General features: G+C 69.9%; 17 protein-coding genes. 3 read left to right on the top strand and 14 right to left on the bottom strand.

All coding sequences use genetic code 11. The features are described from left to right. Nucleotides 1-15: 15 nt before the first annotated feature. From G4Z16_RS04360 to G4Z16_RS04340, 5 genes are all read right to left on the bottom strand, one after another. On the bottom strand, nt 16-1,815 hold the full coding sequence (locus G4Z16_RS04360; protein WP_197349272.1) for an aldehyde ferredoxin oxidoreductase family protein: 1,800 nt from the start codon (nt 1,813-1,815) through the stop codon (nt 16-18). Between the two features lie 38 nt (nt 1,816-1,853). Then, nucleotides 1,854-2,702, bottom strand: a complete 849-nt coding sequence (locus G4Z16_RS04355; protein ID WP_197349271.1) for an NTP transferase domain-containing protein — start codon at nt 2,700-2,702, stop codon at nt 1,854-1,856. A 193-nt stretch (nt 2,703-2,895) separates the two neighbouring features. Beyond that, the gene (locus G4Z16_RS04350; RefSeq protein ID WP_197349270.1) at nt 2,896-4,851 is read right to left on the bottom strand and encodes an ABC transporter permease; all 1,956 of its coding nucleotides are present in this window, start codon (nt 4,849-4,851) and stop codon (nt 2,896-2,898) included. Nucleotides 4,852-4,946: 95 nt separating this feature from the next. Next, entirely contained in the window at nt 4,947-5,732 is a 786-nt protein-coding gene (modA, locus tag G4Z16_RS04345) for a molybdate ABC transporter substrate-binding protein (RefSeq protein WP_197349269.1), read from the bottom strand. A 155-nt stretch (nt 5,733-5,887) separates the two neighbouring features. Continuing rightward, nucleotides 5,888-6,283: a TOBE domain-containing protein gene (locus G4Z16_RS04340; RefSeq protein ID WP_197349268.1), complete on the bottom strand. Its 396-nt coding sequence runs from the start codon at nt 6,281-6,283 to the stop codon at nt 5,888-5,890. A gap of 278 nt (nt 6,284-6,561) precedes the next feature. Here G4Z16_RS04340 and G4Z16_RS04335 point away from each other — a divergent pair, with 278 nt between their 5' ends. Further along, nucleotides 6,562-7,380 carry a sulfite exporter TauE/SafE family protein gene (locus tag G4Z16_RS04335; protein WP_197349267.1) on the top strand — a complete coding sequence of 273 codons (819 nt, stop codon included), beginning with the start codon at nt 6,562-6,564 and terminating at the stop codon, nt 7,378-7,380. 274 nt (nt 7,381-7,654) lie between these two features. Here G4Z16_RS04335 and fdhD read toward each other — a convergent pair whose 3' ends face one another. The 9 genes from fdhD to G4Z16_RS04290 form a co-directional block, all read right to left on the bottom strand. Beyond that, nucleotides 7,655-8,554: a formate dehydrogenase accessory sulfurtransferase FdhD gene (gene fdhD / locus G4Z16_RS04330; RefSeq protein ID WP_197349266.1), complete on the bottom strand. Its 900-nt coding sequence runs from the start codon at nt 8,552-8,554 to the stop codon at nt 7,655-7,657. Between the two features lie 85 nt (nt 8,555-8,639). Further along, the gene (locus tag G4Z16_RS04325; RefSeq protein WP_197349265.1) at nt 8,640-9,512 is read right to left on the bottom strand and encodes a 2Fe-2S iron-sulfur cluster-binding protein; all 873 of its coding nucleotides are present in this window, start codon (nt 9,510-9,512) and stop codon (nt 8,640-8,642) included. After that, nucleotides 9,509-11,467: an NAD(P)H-dependent oxidoreductase subunit E gene (locus G4Z16_RS04320; protein WP_197349264.1), complete on the bottom strand. Its 1,959-nt coding sequence runs from the start codon at nt 11,465-11,467 to the stop codon at nt 9,509-9,511. The genes G4Z16_RS04325 and G4Z16_RS04320 overlap by 4 nt, the downstream gene beginning before the upstream one ends. 8 nt (nt 11,468-11,475) lie before the next feature. Further along, nucleotides 11,476-13,425: a molybdopterin oxidoreductase family protein gene (locus tag G4Z16_RS04315; RefSeq protein ID WP_197349263.1), complete on the bottom strand. Its 1,950-nt coding sequence runs from the start codon at nt 13,423-13,425 to the stop codon at nt 11,476-11,478. Then, the gene (locus G4Z16_RS04310) at nt 13,422-14,399 is read right to left on the bottom strand and encodes a 2-dehydropantoate 2-reductase (RefSeq protein ID WP_197349262.1); all 978 of its coding nucleotides are present in this window, start codon (nt 14,397-14,399) and stop codon (nt 13,422-13,424) included. Before G4Z16_RS04310 ends, G4Z16_RS04315 begins: the two co-directional genes overlap by 4 nt. A gap of 157 nt (nt 14,400-14,556) precedes the next feature. After that, nucleotides 14,557-14,715 (bottom strand): MFS transporter small subunit, encoded by a 159-nt coding sequence (locus G4Z16_RS04305; protein ID WP_197355065.1) that lies wholly within the window; start codon nt 14,713-14,715, stop codon nt 14,557-14,559. Beyond that, nucleotides 14,712-16,103, bottom strand: a complete 1,392-nt coding sequence (locus G4Z16_RS04300) for an L-lactate MFS transporter (RefSeq protein WP_197349261.1) — start codon at nt 16,101-16,103, stop codon at nt 14,712-14,714. Before G4Z16_RS04300 ends, G4Z16_RS04305 begins: the two co-directional genes overlap by 4 nt. 208 nt (nt 16,104-16,311) lie before the next feature. Beyond that, a complete protein-coding gene (locus G4Z16_RS04295) occupies nt 16,312-17,070 on the bottom strand; it encodes an MBL fold metallo-hydrolase (RefSeq protein ID WP_197349260.1) in 759 nt (252 codons plus the stop codon). A gap of 64 nt (nt 17,071-17,134) precedes the next feature. Next, nucleotides 17,135-17,833: a class I SAM-dependent methyltransferase gene (locus G4Z16_RS04290; protein ID WP_197349259.1), complete on the bottom strand. Its 699-nt coding sequence runs from the start codon at nt 17,831-17,833 to the stop codon at nt 17,135-17,137. 238 nt (nt 17,834-18,071) lie between these two features. Here G4Z16_RS04290 and G4Z16_RS04285 point away from each other — a divergent pair, with 238 nt between their 5' ends. Together G4Z16_RS04285 and G4Z16_RS04280 are read left to right on the top strand one after the other, a co-directional pair. Further along, a complete protein-coding gene (locus tag G4Z16_RS04285; RefSeq protein WP_197349258.1) occupies nt 18,072-18,749 on the top strand; it encodes a GntR family transcriptional regulator in 678 nt (225 codons plus the stop codon). A 426-nt stretch (nt 18,750-19,175) separates the two neighbouring features. Next, nucleotides 19,176-20,357, top strand: a complete 1,182-nt coding sequence (locus tag G4Z16_RS04280) for an ROK family transcriptional regulator (protein WP_197349257.1) — start codon at nt 19,176-19,178, stop codon at nt 20,355-20,357. The last annotated feature ends 10 nt before the right edge of the window (nt 20,358-20,367 follow it).

Below are 20,367 nucleotides of genomic sequence, written 5' to 3'. Positions count from 1 at the left end.
ACATATCCCATACAGCTAGTCGAAAAGAAGATCGGGAAGGTCGCTCGGGCGTACCCGTCCCTCCTCGTCGAGCCCACGAGTCACGTAATAGCTGTCGACCATGGCCTGCAGTTGCTGGGCGGTCAACGTCGCTGTGCGGCCGGACGCCATCGGCAAAGGCGTTTCCAGCATGCGGGCCGGCAGGGTGTCGTCCGCCGCAGTGGCGCCTTCGCGCTGGTTGAACGCCCGCTTGGCACGCACGATCCGCGCGGCCGTGCCGCGCAGCTCATCCGCGTCCACCGCCCATCCGGTTACCAGCGACAACAGCGTTGCCCATTCGGTGAACGGGTCCTCGAAGACCCCTCGCAGGAACTTGCACAGGATCATCGAGTCCATCACCGCGGCCCGGTCCTCCGTTCCGACGGCCGCACTCACGTGGGCGTCGCCGCCACGGAACCGGTTCACCTCGCCGGAGAGGTCGGCTTCGTAGGCACCGGAGCGGTTGTGGTCGGCGCCGCGCGAGTTCACCGCCAGGCCCAGCGCCATCGACTGGAGACTGCGTGGCTCGTAACCCGGCAGCTCCAGGCCCTTCACCTGCGGGGCGAAGTCGATCGAGCCCTGGCCGACGATCCCGGCTGCCCGCCATGACCCCTGGGCCAGCAGCTCCCCGAGCCCCGGCGAACGGGCGCCTATCGCCTCGAGTGCCCGCAGCAGCACGCGACCGTCGCCGAACTTCAGCCAGGGCTCGTCGATCAGGCCGCGTTCGACGCACTCCATGGCCCACGCGATGGTGCCGCCGGCCGAGATCGTGTCCAGGCCCAGTTCGTCGCACTTCGCGCTGGCGGCGAAGACATCGTCGGGGTCCGAGACGCCGCACAGCGGGCCGAGCGCGAACACGTTCTCGTACTCCATGCGCTGGCTGCCGCCGCCTTTGCGGGAGTAGATGTGCTCGCACCCGATCGAGCAGGACGCGCAGCTGTTGCGCGCCACGCCGCGCATCTCGTGCAGCTCCTCGGCGGCCAGCCTCGGCGCGCCTTCGAAGGTGGCCGCGGTGAAGTTGCGGGTCGGCAGTGTGCTGACCGCGTTGAAGGCCAGCAGGTTCGCCAGCGTGCCCAGTTCCCGGTACTTGGCCGTGGCGGGGCCGAAACTGCGCCGGCGCAGGTCTTTGGACGCGGCCAGCACCCCGGCCTCGTCCGCGACGCCCACCTTGGTCGTGGCCCGGACCAGGACGGCCTTGATGTTCTTGGCGCCCAGCACTGCCCCGAGGCCACCGCGTCCGGCGTGCCGGCCATCGTGGCTGACCGTCGCGTAGCGGACCTGGCGCTCACCGGCAGGCCCGATCGCCGCCGTACGCCAGCCGCGTCCGAATCGCTGCCGGGCCTGCGTCTCAGCCTCGGCTGCGGGCAGTCCGGCCAGTTCCGGTGCCGGTTCGAGCCGGACTCCGTCACCGTCGATGAGCAGCACCGACAACTGCGCGGCGCGACCGCGGACGACGAGGGCGTCGTGCCCGGTCAGCTTGCCGGCGATGGCGAACTGGCTCGACGCCAGCGCGTCGGTCAGCAACCCGGTCAACGGGGACTTGGCGACGACGGCGAACTTCGCGCTGGTGGTCAGCGGCGTTCCGACCAGGGAAGAGAACACGAACGCCAACGGTGCTTCCGGCGCCAGCGGATCGACCCGCGGCGGCGCGAACCTGTGCAGCAGCCACGTGCCCAGCCCGGCGCCGCCGAGGTAAGCGCGCAACACCTGGTCGTCCAGCTCGCACACCGCGGCCGTGGCCGCGTCGTCGCCGACGTCGACGATCAGTGCCCGCCCGAAGAAGCCACCTGGTGCCATACCACGACTCTAGGCCCATCCGGGCGGTTGCGACACGATCAGCCGCCGGCGTCCGCGGACAGGAACGCCACCGAATCACCCGCCACGAGGGGCAACAACGGATCACGCGTGACCTGATCACCGTTCACCGCGGCGACCACATGCCGGTCCAGCGTCAGCCCGGCCAGCTCGGCGGCCTCTCCCAACGTCGCGGCCCGGCCGGTGCGCGGTCGATGCCCGGCATCACGGGCCAGCGCGCCGAACCGCTCGATCGTGACCTCGGGCGCCGGGCGGCTCCTCGCCTCGGCGTAGTCCTCCGGGGTGTTGACGTTGACCACCGACTCCAACTCGGGGTCGAGACGGGCCAAAGCGCTGTCCGCCAGCAGTTCCGCGTCGTCGAGTTGGGCGACCTCGCAGTGCTTGAACAGCATCCCGGGTCGCAGGTCGCCCTCCCCGATGAGTTTCGTGAGAAGAGCCGACAGCGAGGTCCGGTAACCCGCCGCCAGGGGCTGACGGAACCCCCGTGCCACCGGCAGCACCATGTCCGCGCCGGTCTCCTCCGCGCCCCGCAGCACACGCCGCACGAACGCCGGATGCAGAAACGGCGCATCCGTGGAGCACGCGAAGGCAACCTCTGCCCGGCCGGTCAGAGCCGCCAGGCCCGCCGCGATGCCTTGCATAGGCCCGAGACCTTCGACCGGATCCTCGACCACTTCGGCCCCCGCCGGCAGGCCCGGCAAGACTTGACCGGGAGCGGCGACCACCACCAGCGGACCGTCGATGACGCGGCCCAGCAGCGCGCACGTCCGATACAGCAATGTGGAACCGTGCCACTCCAGTCCGGCCTTCGGCTCGCCCATCCGCGATGAACGCCCGCCCGCCAGAACGACACCCGCTTCGGTCTGCATCCCGTGAAGGGTAATCGCGATACACAAATCACGGTGAGAGCGGACGGGCCGCGCAGTCCGCCGTCCCCGATCGTGCGTATCGCGCGAATCATGGTGGTCCGGGTCCTCGTAGGTGACGTATCGCTTCCACCGGGCCCGGGGTCTTGATGCCTCTCTGAGACAGTGCTGCAGAGCTTGCTTGCCAGATGGATCTCTAGGGGGTGACCACGGTGATCTCGGTGGCCTTGACGCTGGTCCATACGGCTGTGCCGTCCGCGAGTTGGAGGTCGCCGGCGGCCTGCGGGGTGATCTCGGCGACGAGGTCGGGGACTTCGTCGGAGGCGATGACGACGCGGAGGCGGCTGCCTGCGGCGGTGATCTCGCGGACGGTTCCGGGCCAGTTGTTGCGTGGGCTGCCGGCGGGACGTTCCCGGTGGAGGGAGACGGCTTCGGGGGTGATGATCGCCAGCGCGTCCGTCCCTTCCGCCGGGGGATCGGCGACGACGAGGGTGCCTCCGCCGGTGAGGGAGAGCGTGGCGTCCGAACTGGCCGTGCCGGGCCAGGCGTTGCGGCCGAGCATGCGGGCCACCCACGGGGAGCGCGGGTGGCGGGAGACCTCGCCCGGTGTGTCGTACTGAAGGGTCCGTCCGTCGACGAGGACGAGTACGCGGTCCCCGAGCGAGATGGCTTCGACGGGGTCGTGAGTGACCAACAGGCAGACGCCGCCGAAGCCTTGGAGGTGGGTGCGCAGCGTGTGGCGGACCTGGGCGCGGGTGGTCTGGTCGAGTGCGGCGAGGGGCTCGTCGAGGAGCAGCAACCGCGGGCGGGCGGCCAATGCCCTTGCCAGGGCGATGCGTTGGGCCTGTCCGCCGGAGAGCTGCGAGGGCTTGCGCCGGGCGAGGTGGCCCACGCCGAGCCGGTCGAGCCAGTCCTGTGCGGTGCGTCGCGCCTCGGCCCGGCTGACGCCCTGAGTGCGTAGCCCGTAGGCGGTGTTGGCGAGTGCGGTGAGGTGAGGGAAGAGGGCCCCGTCCTGCGGTACCCAGGCCACGCCGCGGCGGTGCGGCGGCAGGTTCGTGACGTCCGTGCCGCCGAGGTGCAGTTGGGCGTGGGCCCGTGGGGTGAGTCCGAGGAGTGCGCGCAGGAGCGTGGTCTTGCCGGCGCCGTTGGGTCCGACGACGGCGACGGTGGTGCCGGCCGGTGCATCGAGGGTGATGTCGTTGAAGCCGGTGACCTCCGCGTGGAGGGACGACTGCTGCTGCGGGGCCGGCGGCTCCGCCGCGGTGGCGACCGGTGCGTCGGTCGCGTCTTCCGTCAGCTTCCCGTTCTCGTCCGCCCGCCGGTCGTTCGCGTTCACGCGCCGGGCTGCGGTGGCGCCTGTCCAGCGGCCGCGAAGGGCGACGAGGACGGCCGTGGCGACGGCGAGCAACAGCAGGGAAACAGAGGTGGCGGCCTCAGGCTGCTCCTGGAGGAGCAGGTAGACGTCCAGCGGGAGAGTCTGGGTGGTCCCCGAGAGGTTGCCGGCGAAGGTGATGGTGGCGCCGAATTCGCCGAGTGCCCGGGCCCAGGTGAGGGCGGCCCCCGCGGCCAGCCCGGGGGCGACGAGCGGCAGGGTGACGGTGAAGAACACCCGTGCCGGGGACGCTCCGAGTGAGGCCGCGGTCTCCTCGTAGCTCGGCCGGAGTCCGGCGAGGGTGCCTTCGAGGCTGATGATCAGGAACGGCATCGCGACGAACGTCGCGGCGACGACAGCGCCCGAGGTGTGGAACGGCAGGACGATGCCCAAGTCGTTCTCCAGCCACGGTCCGAGGAGTCCGCGCCGTCCGAATCCCAGCAGCAGTGCGACACCGCCGACGGTCGGTGGCAGCACCATCGGCAACAGCACCAGGGAGCGCACCAGCGCCTTGCCGGGGAAGCGGACACGGGCCAGCAGCCAGGCCAGCGGCACGCCGAGGACGAGGGACAGCCCGAGCGCGCAGAAGGACACCAGCAGTGACAGCCGCAGCGCCTCGGTGACCTCGGGGTCGGTCAGATGCGAGCCGAGCTGGTGCCACTGGGTCCGGGCAAGGATGCCGATCAGCGGCAGCAGCAGGAACGCGATCGCCAGCAACGCCGGCACCGCGAGGGCGGCAGGGGTGCGCGTTCCGGGTGCGCGGGTGCGAGGGCGGCTCATCGGCGGTTCCAAGGTCGGGGGCTGAAGCTGGCGAGTAAGGGTGGCGAGGGGCTGTCCGTGCTCTAGCCGGACAGCCCTTCCTCGAGCGCAGAGGGTTACGGCTTCTGGAAGCCGGCGTCGCGCAGGAGCTTCTGTGCCTCGGGGGTGCTGAGCCACCTCACGAAGGCGTTGGCCGCCTTCGAGTTCTCCGACGACTTCAGGGCGGCGGCCGGGTATGAGGCGACGGCGTTCTCGTCGTCGGGAATCTTGACGGCCTCGATCTTGCCGGGAACGGTCGCGGCATCGGTCCTGTAGACGATGCCCGCATCCGCTTCCCCGAGTTCGACCTTGCTCAGAACGGCCCGGACGTTGGCTTCCTCGGAGACGGGCTTCACGCCGACGTTCTGCTTGTCCAGGACCTGCCGGCTGTAGCGGCCGACCGGGACCTCGGGAGCGGCGAGTACGACCTTCAGCTCGGAGTCGGCGAGGTCCTTGAGCTTCTCCACCTTCTCCGGGTTGCCCTTGCCGGTGGCGATGACCAGCCGGTTCTTCGCGATGACCGTCGGCTTGCCGGCGTCGGACTTCAGCCCGTCCATGGTCTTGGTGTCGGCGGTGACCAGTGCGTCGGCGGGGGCACCCTGCTTGACCTGTGCGGCGAGCTCCTGGGAGGCAGCGAAGGAGAACTTCAGCTTCGTACCCGGGTGTTCCTTCTCGTAGGTCTTCCCCGCGGTCTTGAACACGTCGGTGAGTGAAGAGGCGGCCAGGACCGTGAGTTCGGCCTTCGAGGCACTGCTCGAGCTGCCGCCGTCCTTCTCCTCACCGCCGCAGGCGGTCAGCGGTATGAGGAGTGAGGCAGTGGTGATCGCGGCGGCGGCACGCCGCCAAGTGACTGTGGACGACATGAAGTTGAGGCTCCTTGAACGGTGCGGGGGGGCGGATGCGGCGGAACGGGGGGACGGGCCCGCGGGGAGAGGAGGCGGAAGGGCGGCGGACGGGCATGCCGCGGCGGCACGGGGTTGGGGGACGATGCGCTCAGATGCGTTCGGGGACGGTCTGCTCAGGTGCGGTCGATGTGCACGCTGGTCGACTTCACTCTGGCGGTGGCCCGCATGCCGACCTCCAGGCCCAGCTCCTCGACGGCCTCCCGCGTCAACAGGGACACCAGCCGGTGCGGACCGGCCTGGATCTCCACCTGCGCCGCGACATCACCGACCTTGACGGCGGTCACGATGCCGGGGAACGCGTTGCGGGCCGAGGTGCAGGAGGCTTCGTCCTCGCCGAAGCCGCCGTGGCCGACCTCTACGGAGAAGGCAGCAAGGTCCTTGCCGTCGATGAGACGGCGCCCCCCTTCGTCTCGGTGGGTTGCGACTCTGCCGGCGTCGGCCCAGCGCCGGGCCGTGTCAGGGCTCACCCCGAGCAGACGAGCCGCTTGACCGATCGTGTAGCTGTGCACCCGGGCAAGCTAAGCGCGCGATCTCGCATCCGCAAGACATCGGAGGCATTCATGCAGCAAATGCAACCCAGCTCAAAGTCGCTCCATCGCACCTGAGTAACCCCGGCAGTTCGCCCCTGAGGCCCGTGCGGTCACAGGGGCGTGGCAGCGCGGAGAGGGCTCGGGGCGCCAATGGCGATGCCTGAGGTCCGGGAGCCGAATCCTGAGTGGGTATCTGATCTCCGAAGGTGGGGTCGTGCCCTGGCAGGCAGGTGGGGCAACCAGCGAGGATGCCGGTCATGTCCAATGATCAGAACCTCGTTCCTCTTCGCTCGACGCGCTCAGCACCCGTGGTGTTCGGTGCGGGAGCGGCCATCGGCGTTGTGGGAGGGATGATCGGGTTGGGCGGGGCGGAGTTCCGCCTGCCGTTGCTGATCAGCCTCTTCGGGTTCGCTGCGCTATCAGCCGTCATCATGAACAAGGCGATGAGTCTGGTCGTGGTTCTGGTCGCGCTGCCCGCCAGGCTGGCGGCGGTCCCGGCCGGCGAGGTGGCCGCACGCTGGCCCGTAGCGGTCAACCTGCTGGCCGGCAGTCTGCTCGGTGCCTGGGCCGGGGCGACTTGGGCGGTGCGCATGCGCACCGCCACCCTCTACAAGGTGCTGGCGGCTCTGCTGGTGCTCATGGCGATCGCCCTGGTGGTGGTGACGCAGGCCACCACCCTGGCAACGCTCGCACTGCCGCTGTGGTCGCAGGTCCCCTGCGGGGTCATAGCCGGGTTCGGCATCGGGGTCGTAGCGGCGATCATGGGCGTGGCCGGAGGCGAGCTGCTGATCCCGACGATCGTGCTGTTGTTCGGGGAGGACATCAAGACCGCGGGAAGTCTTGCGCTGCTGGTGTCGTTCCCGACGATGCTGGTGGCGTTCGCCCGGTACAGCCGTGACGGCAGTTTCGCGGTGCTCGGTGCGAACCGCCGCTTCACGCTGGTCATGGCCTCGGGCTCCGTCGTCGGAGCGGTGCTGGGAGGGCTGCTCCTGGGCGTGTTCCCGGACTTGGTGCTCATTCCATTGCTGGCGGTGATCCTGCTCGTTTCCGCGGTCAAGCTCGCCCGTCACAACTGACTTTCTGCACAACTGACTTTCTGCATCTGCAGCAGGCTGCCGAGAGGTGAGCCACTCCAAGCCGCACCCTTCACAGATCCTGCGGTGCGCCGGAGGCCGCGTTGGGCCCGGTGAGCAAGGCGCCTGCGCGGGCGCCGAGGAGCGCCTCGGACTCTGAGACGGGCGCGGGCGCGCAGGGACCCCGCGGGAAGGCCCAGGCATGGGGAAGGGCCCGGCCGGCGCAGGGGGCGCCTCCCGCCGACCGAGCCCCTATCCCGTGCAGCAGGCGAGGCCGTCAGGCCCGGCCGGCCGTTGTGCGCAGGGCGAGCCGGTGCTCACCTGCATACACGTTCATGGAGGATCCGCGGAGGAAGCCGACCAAGGTCAGCCCCGTCTCCGCGGCCAGATCAACCGCCAGTGACGAAGGCGCCGAGACGGCGGCGAGCACGGGGATGCCCGCCATCACCGCCTTCTGCGCCAGCTCGAAGGACGCACGTCCGGAGACCATCAGCACCGCGTCGCGCAGGGGAAGTCCGCCCTGCTGGAGTGCCCGTCCCACGAGCTTGTCGACGGCATTGTGGCGGCCCACGTCCTCCCGTACGTCGAGGAGTTCGCCCTCGGGGGTGAAGAGGGCGGCGGCGTGGAGCCCGCCGGTGCGTTCGAAGACCCGCTGGGACGCGCGCAACGTGTCGGGCAGAGAGGAGAGCACGGAGGGGTCGAGACGGACCCGGGGCCCGGCGGGGTCGTCCGGGTCCTCCGGATTCTCGATGCTCCAGCGGGCTGTCGTACGGACGGCGTCGAGGCTCGCCTTGCCGCACAGACCGCACGACGAGGTGGTGTAGACGTTCCGCTCCAAGGCGATGTCCGGGAGGGGGACTCCGGGCGCCAGGCGCACGTCGACCACGTTGTAGGTGTTGGAGCCTCCCCCAGCTACCGCTGGGGGGTCCCCCACGCTGGTGGCGCCGGCGCAGTAGACGATGTTCGCGAGTTCCTCGGCCGTACCGAGCACGCCCTCGCTGACGAGGAAACCCGCGGCGAGCGCGAAGTCGTCACCCGGGGTGCGCATGGTGATGGCGAGCGGCTTGCCGTTCAGCCGGATCTCCAGTGGCTCCTCGGCGACGAGGGTGTCCGGGCGGGTGCTGACCGCACCGTCGCGGATACGCAGCACACGCCGTCGCTCAGTGACCCGTCCCATTCGGTCCGTCCTGTCGGTGAGTCGTGTGGGCGGTGGCCCCGGATTGCCCCCGGGGGTGGGGGCTGGCCGGGGCCCACCTGGTCCGTCAAGCGCCGGCCGGGTTCCCGCCGCCGACGTGCTGATAGCCGAATCGGCCCTTGATGCAGAGGTTTCCGTGCGTCACCGGATTGTCGAGCGGTGAGCTGACCTTGACGATTTCATTGTCCTGAACATGGAGCGTGAGGTTGCAGCCCACACCGCAGTATGCGCACACCGTGGTCGTCTGAGTCTGCCGCTCCTCGTCCCATGTGCCTGCTTCCCGCATGTCGAATTCCGACTTGAAGGAGAGCGCGCCCGTGGGGCACACCTCGATGCAGTTGCCGCAGTAGACACACGCGGAGTCCGTCAGCGGCGCATCGTGCTCGGTGGAGATACGGGCGTCGAAGCCCCGGCCCGCCATGGAGATCGCGAAGCTGTTCTGCCACTGCTCACCGCAGGCGTCGACGCACTTGTAGCAGAGGATGCACTTGTCGTAGTCGCGGACGTAAAGATCGTTGTCGATCTTCGGCGGCTCGTTCATCGTGGCCGCCTCCGCGCCGAACCGGTCCGGCTTCGCACCGTATTCCTTGATCCACTCGGACGCGCGCGGCGTCGTGGACAAGTCCGTTGCGGAGGCGAGCAGTTCGAGGACGAGCTTGCGGCTGTGCCGGGCGCGCTCGGTGTCGGTGCGCACCGTCATGCCGGGCTCGGCCTTGCGGGAGCAGGCCGGGGCGAGGGTACGGGCGCCCTCGACCTCGACCACGCAGACGCGGCACGCGTTCTTCGGTTCGAGCGTCTCGCCCTGACAGAGCGTGGGTATGTCCTTGCCCGCCGAGCGGCAGGCGTCCAGGATCGTGGACCCGTCGGGGACCCGGGTCGGCTCGCCGTCGAGCTCGAACTCGACGAGGCGGCGCGGGGGATCCAGCGGTACTGCGGTCATGCGTAGGCTCCCAGTCGGTCGATGGCGGACTCCACGGCGTTCCAGGCGGTCTGTCCCAGACCGCAGATCGAGGCGTCGCGCATCGCCTCTCCCACCTCGCGGAGCAGCGCGATGTCGTCGGCGCTTCCCTCGGCCCCGCCCGATGTCCCGACGCGTTCGGCGATCCGGTGCAGTGCCTCCTCCTGACGCACGGTGCCGATGCGGCACGGCACGCACTGGCCGCAGGACTCGTCGCGGAAGAACTCGGCGATGCGCAGAAGGATCCGCGGCAGCGGCACGGACGAGTCGAGCGCGAGCACCACGCCGGACCCGAGGGTCGTGCCGGCTTCTCTCGTGCCCTCGAAGGTGAGCGGGATGTCCAGCTCGTCCCCTCGTACGAAGCCGCCCGCGGCGCCGCCCAGCAGCACGGCACGCAGATCGTCGGTCGCACCGGCGAGCCGGAGCAGGTCGCCGAGCGTGGCGCCGAAGGGGAGTTCGTAGATGCCGGGGCGCTCGACGTTGCCGGAGACGCAGAAGAGCTTCGGTCCCGTCGACTTCCCGGTGCCGATCGCGGCGTACGCCTCGGCGCCCAACTCCAGGACGGACAGCACGTTCACGAGCGTCTCGACGTTGTTGGCGGCTGTGGGCTTGCCGAACAGGCCCTTCTCCACAGGGAAGGGCGGTTTGGAGCGGGGCTCGCCCCGGTGGCCCTCCAGGGAGTTGAACAGCGCGGTCTCCTCGCCGCAGATGTAGGCGCCGGCACCGCGCCGGATTTCGATGTCGAAGGCGTAGCCCATGCCGAGCACGTCGTCACCGAGCAGGCCGCGGGCGCGTGCCTGTGTGATCGCGTTCGTCAACAGGCGCAGCGCACGCGGGTATTCACCACGCAGATACAGATAGCCCTTGTGGGCCCCGGTGGCGTAGCCCGCGATCGTCATGGATTCGATGAGCGCGAACGGGTCGCCCTCCATCAGCACCCGGTCCTTGAAGGTGCCCGGCTCGCTCTCGTCGGCGTTGCACACCACGTAGTGCGGCTGGTCCGGCTGCGACGCCGTGGCCTGCCACTTGCGGCCCGTGGGGAAGGCGGCCCCGCCGCGTCCCACCAGCCCGGAGTCGGTGACCTCGCGCAGCACCCCCGCCGGGCCGAGGGCGAACGCGCGGCGCAGCGCCCGGTACCCGCCGTTGGCGCGGTACTCGTCCAGCGACTCGGGGTCGGCGACCCCGATGCGGGAGAGCAGCCTCAGACCCGGCTCGCCCGCCTGCGGTACGGCGAGAGCGGCGGAAGGCTCCTCGGGCGCGTCCTCGGGGGCGCGCGCCGCGGCCTCCACGGCCTCCGCGGTGGCGGGTGCCACGACAGCGGTCGCGTACGTCGCCTCGCCGGGGGCGGGCCCACTCGGGGCCGGTGAACTCCCGTTGGGCGAGGCCCCGTTGGCGGGGACCCCGCCTCCGGGCCCGGCCGCCGAGGGGCAGCCGTGCCCGGCACGTATCGACAGGGCGGCCGGAGCGCGTTCGCACAGGCCCAGGCAGGGGCTGGGCTGCCAGACCGCGCCGTCGCGCGGCTCACCCGCCGGGCCGAGGCGGCGCTCCACCTCGGCCTGGAAGGCGTCCGCGCCCGGCGCCGCCGCGCATGCGATGTCCGTACAGACATGCACGACGGTGGCCGGACGCGGACGCATGGAGAACATCGAGTAGAACGTCGCCACCCCGTAGGCCTCGGCCGGCGGCACCGTCAGCCTGCGGCACAGGTAGGTGAGCGCTCCTTCGCTGATCCATCCCACGCGGTCGTTCACCGCGTGGAGCCCCGGCAACAGCAGGTCACGCCGCTCCCGTGCGTCCCGGCCGCCCAATGCCCAGCGCAGGTCGCCCGTAGTGCGGTCGTCCGCTCCTTCCCAGGCGCTGGGGGGAGGTCCGAGCAGGTCGTCGACGGCTGTTTTTTCCTCGTCCGTCGGCTTGCTGTCACCGAAGCGCAGATCCATTGCAGGTCTCAGCTCCTCACGGCTGCTTCGACAGGCAGCTTCTCGATCCGTATCGCGGATGCCTTGAATTCGGCGGTACCTGCGATGGGGCAGTTGGACTCGATGGTCAGCTGGTTGGTGTCCACCTCGTCCGGGAAGTGCATCGTCATGAACGCCAGGCCCGGGCGCAGCGCCCGGTCGATCCAAACGGGCGCCACGACGGAGCCGCGCCGGGAGGTCACCTGCACCTCTTCGTTGACCTCGACGCCGTACAGTTCGGCGTCCTCCGGGCACAGTTCCACGTATTCGCCGCGCCGCAGCGGCGAGGCGTAACTCCCGCTCTGCACACCGGTGTTGTACGAGTCCAGGCGGCGGCCCGTGGTCAGCCGCAGCGGGTAGTCCTCATCGGTGAGGTCGACCGGCGGATCGTGCTTCACGATGCCGAACGGCGCGGGAGTGCCGCGCTTCGCAGGATCCGTCTCCCACAGCCGCCCGTGCATGTACGTCGGCTCCAGCTTGTCGGTGCTGGGGCAGGGCCACTGGATGCCCTGGTGCTCCGCGAGACGGTCGTACGTCATGCCGTAGTGCTGCGGCGAGACGGAACGCAGCTCGTCCCAGACCGCCTCTGAGTCCGCGAACTTCCACTCGTGTCCGAGCCGGGCCGCGATGTCGCAGATGATGTCGATGTCCTCGCGGGCCTCGCCGGGCGGGTTCACCGCCTTGCGTACGCGCTGCACACGCCGCTCGCTGTTCGTGGTCGTGCCGTCCGTCTCGCACCACGCGGCGGTCGCGGGCAGGACCACGTCGGCCAGTTCGGCCGTCCTCGTGAGGAAGATGTCCTGCACCACGAGGTGTTCGAGCTTCTGCATCCGCTCGACGGCCTGACCGGTGTCGGCCTCCGACTGCGCCGGGTTCTCGCCGATGCAGTAGACGGCCTTCAACTCACCCGTCTCCATGGCCTCGAACATCATCGTGAGGTTGCGTCCGTGGCGGGGCTCCAGAGTGGTCTCCCAGGCGGCCTCGAACTTCGCCCGGGTCTCCGGGTCGAGGACGTTCTGGAATCCGGGAAGGCGGTCGGGGATGGCCCCCATGTCGCCGCCGCCCTGCACGTTGTTCTGCCCGCGCAGCGGCTGGAGGCCGGCGCCGTAACGGCCCACGTGCCCGGTCAGCAGCGACAGGTTGATCAAAGCGCGCACGTTGTCGGTGCCGTTGTGGTGCTCGGTGATGCCCAGCGTCCAGCACAGCTGGGCACGCTCGGCGGTGGCGTAGGCGTGCGCCAGGTCCCGGATGGCGTCGGCGGGTACGCCGGTCACCTTCTCGGCGGCGCTCAGAGTCCACGGCTCGACCTCGGCCTTGTACTCCTCGAAGCCGGTCGTGGCCCGCTCGATGAAGGTGTGGTTGGCCAGCCCCGAGTGGATGATCTCGCGCCCGATCGCGTGCGCCAGCGGGATGTCGGTGCCCACGTTCAGCCCGAGCCAGCTCTCGGCCCACTCGGCTGTGGACGTGCGGCGCGGGTCGACGGCGTACATCTTCGCGCCGTTGCGGATCCCGCGCAGTACGTGCTGGAAGAAGATCGGGTGTGCGAAGCGGGCGTTGGAGCCCCACATCACGATCAGGTCGGTCGACTCGACCTCCTCGTAGGAGGAGGTGCCGCCGCCCGAGCCGAAGGCCGCGGAGAGCCCGGCCACGCTGGGCGCGTGACACGTGCGGTTGCACGAGTCGACGTTGTGCGTGCCCATGATGACGCGGGTGAACTTCTGCGCCACGTAGTTCATCTCGTTCGTGGCCCGGGCGCAGGAGAACATGCCGAAGGCGTCCGGACCGTGCTCCGCCTTGATCCGGCGGAACCCCTCGGTGGCCTTCTCCAGCGCCTCCTCCCACGTCGCCCGGCGGAGCGGGCCACCCTTCTCGTCCCGCACCAGGGGATGGGTCAGGCGGGGGTACTCCTTCGTCGGCTTCCCGCGGTCGCGTTGCCTCATGCTGCGCTCCTTACGGTCTGTGCCAGCAGGTCGGTGACGGCATGGATGGCGCAGAGCTTCGGAACGCGTGTGCCTGTCAGCGCGGCGAGTTCGACCACTGCGGCCAGGAGCACGTCCAGCTCCATGGGCTTGCCGCTCTCCAGGTCCTGGAGGGTGGAGGTCTTGTGCTCGCCGACGCGTTCGGCTCCTGCCAGTCGCTTCTCCACGGAGATCTCGGGACGGCAGCCGACGGCCTCGGCCACCGCGAGGGTCTCGCGCATCATCGTCGCCACCAGAGCGCGGGTGTCCTGGTGGCGGCAGATCTGTGCCATGGTCGCCCGGGACAGCGCGCTGAGCGGATTGAACGCGATGTTCCCGAGCAGCTTGATCCAGATGTCGTTCCGGATGTCCGCCTCGACCGGGCACTTGAGGCCACCGGCGATCATGGCTTCGCTGAACTCCTCGCAGCGCGTGGAGTCGGTCTTGTCCGGTTCGCCGATGGAGAAGCGGGTGCCTTCCATGTGCTGTACGACGCCTGGGCCCTTGAGCTGCGTCGCGGCGTAGACGACGCAGCCGATGGCGCGTTCGGGGGGCAGAACGGCACTGACGGCTCCGTCGGGGTCCACGCTCTCGACGCGCCTGCCCTTGTAAGGGCCTTCGAGACCGTGGAAGTACCACCAGGGAATGCCGTTCTGCGCGGCCACCACGGCCGTCTTCTCGCCCATCAGGGGATGGACCAGCGGCCCGCACGCCGCATAGGAGTTGGCCTTCAGCCCGAGGAAGACGAAGTCGACCGGTCCGATCGAGGACGGGTCATCGGTGGCGTGTACGCGTGCGGTGAAGTCACCGCGAGGGCTGAGGACCTGGACGCCGTTCTCCTTCATGGCGGCCAGGTGCGGTCCACGGGCGATGAGGTGTACATCGGCGCCCGCTCGGTGCAGGGCTGCTCCGACATAGGCGCCGATTGCTCCAGCGCCGACGACTGCAACTTTCATATCCGCTCTCCGTTCGGTTGAGGGGACCGAGCGTGGGATGGAACCTGAGATAGTCGACAGAATATTGTATACATTCATCGACCGACAAGACTTGTGCGGCAGTTGCGGCGCACATGCTCGTCCGAATTATCCGGTCGTGAGGGCCCCGAGGAACCCGTCAGCCGCCGGTGAAGAGCTGCACGGCCTTGAGGATCAGCTCGTACAGTCCGTACGCCATGGGCACGCCGACCCAGAGCCAGGCGAACGCGAACAGGGCCGCGGGGGGCCCGTCCGCGGTCGCCGGCGCTGCGGGTGTGCTGTTCTCGCCGGTCGTCATCGCCCCGTCGCCTCCTTGCGCTCTTCGCCGCTCCCGGGTCCGGCGGCTGTCGCCGCCGCGGGCTCGTGGAACTTGGAATTCACCGGCCGTATCAGCTCATTCGCGATGAAGCCGACGACCAGCAGTCCGATCATGATGGACAGGGCGAGCCCGTAGAGCCCCGGTCCCGAGCGGCCCGCCGCCTCCTGCGAGTCGGCGACCCAGTTGACGATGAGCGGGCCGAGCACCCCGGCGAGTGACCACGCGGTCAGCAGCCGCCCGTGGATGGCGCCGACCTCGTACGTGCCGAACAGGTCCTTCAGATACGCCGGCACGGTCGCGAAGCCACCGCCGTAGAAAGAGATGATCACGAGCGCGCAGGCGATGAACAGCGGCTTGGAGGAGTCGCCGAGCAGCACGATCCCCAGGTACATCAGCGCCCCGACGCCCAGGTAGCAGCGGTACATGTTCTTGCGGCCGATGACGTCCGATGTCGAGGACCACACGAAGCGCCCGCCCATGTTGGCGAGCGAGAGCATGGCGACGAATCCGGCCGCGGCGGAGGCCGAGACGGGGGTGGGGGTGTCGGCGAAGAAGTCGCCGATCATCGGCGCGGCTTTCTCCAGGATTCCGATGCCGGCGGTGACGTTCATGCACAGCACCACCCACAGGAACCAGAACTGCGGTGTCCGCACGGCGTTGCGCGCCGAGACGTTCGCGGTGGTCACCAGTGGCTTGCTCGCCTGCTGCTCCTGCGGCTTCTTCCCGCCGGGCGGCTGCCAGCCCTCCGCCGGTACGCGGACCAGCAGCACGCCGAGCGACATGAAGACCGCGTAGACCAGTCCGTGCACGAGGAAGGCGGAGGCGACCCCGCTGTTGTCGCTGCCGAAGCTCTCCAGCATCTGCGCGGACCACGGCGAGGCGATCAGCGCACCGCCGCCGAATCCCATGATCGCGATGCCGGTCGCCATGCCGGGACGGTCGGGGAACCATTTGATCAGCGTGGAGACGGGGGAGATGTACCCGATTCCGAGGCCGATGCCGCCCACGAAGCCGTAGCCGAAGACCACCAGCCAGTACTGCTCGACGGCCGCGCCCAGCGAGGCGAGGAGGAAGCCCGAGCAGAAGCAGAGCAGGGACACCGTCATCGCCCAGCGCGGACCGTTGCGCTCCACGAGGGTGCCGCCGAAGGCCGCGGAGAGGCCGAGCATGACGATGCCCAGCTGGAAGGGCAGCGCACTGGCCGTCCCGGACAGGTCGAGCGACGACTCGAGCGCGGGTTTGAAGACGCTCCACGCGTAGGCCTGCCCGATCGAGAGGTGGACCGACAGTGCGGCCGGGGGTATCAGCCAGCGGCTCCAGCCGGGCGGCGCGACAGTGCGTGAGCGATCAAGAAACCCGAGTGCCATGGCCAGGAGAGTAGGTAGTTGAAGTGGGGATGACCAGAGCCGCGGCAGATTTCGTCGACTGTATGTGGACTGGCCGGTGCGCCAGGTGTGTTGGGCGTGATGGGTCCGTGATCCGCCCCGCCCTCTCACCCCCGCTTTCCCGCGCCGCGGCGCACGCCGATCTGCCCGGCCGCCCCGCCCGGGAGGACCGGGTTCATGGCCCTGTGAGCTAGTGCCTCGCGGTGCCGACGTCCAGTATCTGCCCGGGAACGGCGACGGCGATCGGCCCGGAGAAGCCGGCTCGGGCCGCGCGCAACGCCTCCTCGTGCGGGGTGCCGGGCCACAGATGGGTCAGCACGAGCCGGGCCGCGCCGGCCTGCTCGGCGTACCGGCCGGCGAGGCGGGCGCTGAGCAGATGCTCCGCGTCCGCGGGCGGGACGGCTTCGGGGTGCGTGGCCTCGGAGAGGAAGAGGCCGGCCTCCCGGGCGAGCAGCGGCACCTGAGGGCTCGGGCCCGTGTCACCGGTGTAGGCGAGCACGGCGCCCCGAGGGTCGGTGATGCGGATGCCCGCGTTCGGCACGAAGTGCGGGAGCAGCAGGGTGGTGACCGTGAAAGGGCCGATCTCGAAGCGTGCTCCGGCGGTGAACTCGTGCAGTCTCCAGGCGTGGGCGAGCATGCCGTGCCGGTCGAGAGCGAGTACGGGGGCCAGGGCCCCGGGCAGCGCGTACAAGGGGAGCGGTGGGGGAGAGGCATCGCCCAGCGCCCGCGCGCGCAGCAGCGGATTGAGATCCGCGCAGTGGTCCGGGTGTCCGTGGCTGACGAGGACCGCGTCGACCTGCTCCGGGTCCGCGTGCTCCAGGAGCGCGGGCAGCGTGGCGTATCCCGGGTCGATGAGCAGCCGGAAGCCCTCGCAGACGAGCAGGTAACCGCTGCATCCCTGCGTTCTCGTCGGCCACGCCCCGCAGCCCCCGAGTACGGTCAGTTCCATATTGAGGCCCTTTCCTCCGGGCTCCCGCCGCGCCTGCCCGGGTCTTCCTGGGTCCGGCTTCCCGTCAGTGCCTTACGCAGGTGTACGAGGCGTAGGCGGAGCCGCGGTAGGAGGCATCGGTGATCTCGAAGCCCGCGGCCGTGAGCATCGGCTCGAACAGCCAGCGGAACGTGCTGTGTTCGGTGCGGATGTGCTCCGCGAGGTCCTCGCGTGTGTAGGCGGTGGAGGAATCCTTCGGAGCGGCGGCCAGCCAGTCCTCCAGGAACGTCTCCGTGTCCTGCGCGGCGACGTCGTATACCAAGTCGTGGAGCCGGAGGATGCCGCCTGGCCGCAGCATCCCGGCCATGCGGCGCAGGGCCATCACCTTCCAGAAGTCGGGAAGCTGATGCAGCGCGTGCCGGGTGAAGACCGCGTCCGCTGGGGCTCCGGAGTGCTCGTAGGTGAGGAAGCCGCCCGGCACGCATTCGAGCGTGGCCAGCTCCTCGGCGGCGGCGCGCTCGCGCAGCACGTCCCGCATCGCCGGTGAGATCTCCACCGCGATCACGCGGCCGAAGTGCCGCGCCGCCGGTACGGCGAACTGGCCCGTTCCGGCACCGAGATCGACGACCACGGAGTCCGCCGTGAGCCCGTGCGAACGGAGCAGGGCCAGGTCCTCGCCCGGGTCGGGATGCCCCTGCTTTCGGTCGAAACCGCCGACGAACGCTGCGTCGAGGTGCTCGGGGCCTGCGTGCGCGAGCTCGTCGGGGATCCAGTCGCGGTCCATGGAAGGAGAGACTGGCACGCCGACGTGGCGGGCGCGCGCCAATATCCGGTGGTGCCAGGGCCGTTGAGGGCCGGCGCGCCTTGACCCGCCGCCCGCGTGTGACGTGTCACAGAGATGCGAAAGTGGCTCACGACCCCACCACAATTCGAGTGCACTCCGTAGACTGTATTCAATAGCCAAGAGTTTCAGGGTTCCCATCTTTCAGGGTGCAGGGTCCCCGAAGGTCAGGAGTCGCAGAATGCTGTCCGCCGGACTGCCGGAAGGCACCATGCCCAAGCTGGAGCGGCCGGGGCCGCTCCGCGAGCGGGTCTACGAAGCGCTGCTGGAGCTCATCACCACCCGCTCGCTCAGGCCCGGGCAGCACCTGGTCGAGAGCGAGCTCGCCCAGCATCTCGGTGTCTCCCGCCAGCCGGTACGGGAGGCGCTGCAGCGGCTGAACACGGACGGATGGGTGGACCTGCGTCCCGCGCAGGGCGCGTTCGTGCACGAGCCCACGGAGGAGGAGGCCGACCAGCTGCTGACCGTGCGCACGCTGCTGGAGGCCGAGGCCGCCCGGCTCGCCGCTGCGAACGCTGACGCGGCCGGTGTCGCGGAGCTCGAGGACCTGTGCGCGCGCGGCGAGGCGGCAGTCGGCGGCGAGGAGGTGGAGAAGGTCGTGGAGGCGAACGCGGCGTTCCACGCCCGCGTGATGGCCCTGGCCGGCAACGCCGTCCTCGCTGAACTCGCCCGGCAGGTCGACCGCAGGGTGCGCTGGTACTACACGCCGGTCGCGCGGCAGCGCGGCGCGCAGTCCTGGATCGAGCACCGCGAGCTGATCGCGGCCATCGCCGAGGGCGACGAGCACTCGGCCGCCAAGGTCATGCGGGAGCACACGGAGCACACGCGGCGCTCGTACCACGAGCGTGAGCGCGGCTGACACCCGTCTCCCCTCGCTCCCGCTCCTCTCTCCCGGCCGCCCTCTCTCATCGGCGTTCCGCTCCGGCTTCCCGGCTCGGCCGAGGAGCCGGACATTGCTGTGCGCGGCCGCCCCGCGCGCCACGTCTCCCGGTCCCTGGGCCCGCCCCGGCCCAGGGACCGGTGCATCTGCCCTTCTTGCGTGCATATGCCGAGCCTTTGTCCAGTGCATGGAAAAAGTCGAAGGGGTTTGTGCAGAACTTCTTCCCCATTGCGCAGAGCGCTGGTACGTTCCCAGTCAATCCCCGGGGAGCGACCCACGCTTCCGCGGGAGAGGTCGATGAGAAGTCCGGCCGGAGGCAGGGGAGTTGTTGCCCTGTCCGTCGGCCGGGTGGCTTCCCAGAGCCGGCTTACGGTTACCAGGGGAGGGAGGGTGGCGGTGAGGCGCATGACTGCTCGGCCCGCGAACGCGCACCAGGCGCGACTGCTCCGCTTGCTGCGTGACGGCGGTCCGAACTCCCGCGCCGAACTGGGCGACCACGTCGACCTCTCCCGTTCCAAGCTCGCCGTGGAGATCGACCGGCTGCTGGAGACGGGGCTCGTCGTAGCCGACGGGCTCGCGGCCTCCCGCGGCGGTCGGCGCTCGCACAATGTGCGCCTCGCTCCGGAACTCCGTTTCCTCGGCGTCGACATCGGCGCCACCTCCGTCGATGTGGCAGTGACGAACCCCGAGTTGGAAATACTGGGGCACGTCAACCAGCCGATGGACGTGCGTGAGGGCCCCGTCGCCGTCTTCGACCAGGTGCTCGCCCTGGTCGCCAAGCTCCGTGACTCCGGCGTCGCCGACGGCTTCGCCGGTGCGGGGATCGGTGTCCCCGGGCCTGTGCGCTTCCCGGAGGGCGTCCCGGTCGCGCCGCCGATCATGCCCGGCTGGGACGGATTTCCCGTGCGGGAAGCCCTCAGCCAGGAACTCGGCTGCCCGGTCATGGTCGACAACGACGTGAACCTCATGGCGATGGGCGAGATGCAGGCCGGAGTCGCCCGCTCCGTGAGGGACTTCTTCTGCGTGAAGATAGGCACCGGCATCGGATGCGGTGTCGTGGCCGGTGGTGAGGTGCACCGCGGCACCACCGGAAGCGCCGGCGACATCGGGCACATACAGGTCGAGTTGGAGGGACGCCCCTGCCCTTGCGGCAACCGCGGCTGCCTCGAGGCCTACTTCGGGGGTGCCGCACTCGCACGTGACGCCGAGGCCGCCGCGCGCGACGGGCTCTCGCCGGAACTCTCGACCCGGCTCGAGGCCGTCGGTCGGCTCAGCGCCGAGGACGTCGCCACCGCGGCCGCCGCGGGCGACGGCACCTCTCTCGATCTCATCCGCGACGGCGGCGCCCGCGTCGGCCAGGTCATCGCCGGCCTCGTCAGCTTCTTCAACCCCGGACTCGTCGTCATCGGCGGCGGTGTGACCGGGCTCGGCCACACGTTGCTCGCCAGCATCCGCACACAGGTCTACCGCCAGTCGCTGCCCCTGGCGACCGGCAATCTCCCCATCGTCCTGGGCGAGTTGGGTCCCGTCGCCGGTGTGACCGGAGCGGCCCGCCTCATCAGCGACCACCTCTTCTCACCGGCCTGACCGGCTCATC

The sequence above is a fragment of the Streptomyces bathyalis genome, assembly GCF_015910445.1.
GTDB lineage: Bacteria > Actinomycetota > Actinomycetes > Streptomycetales > Streptomycetaceae > Streptomyces > Streptomyces bathyalis.
Note: the sequence above shows the minus strand (reverse complement) of the source record. Positions and strands in the feature narration are given on the sequence as shown.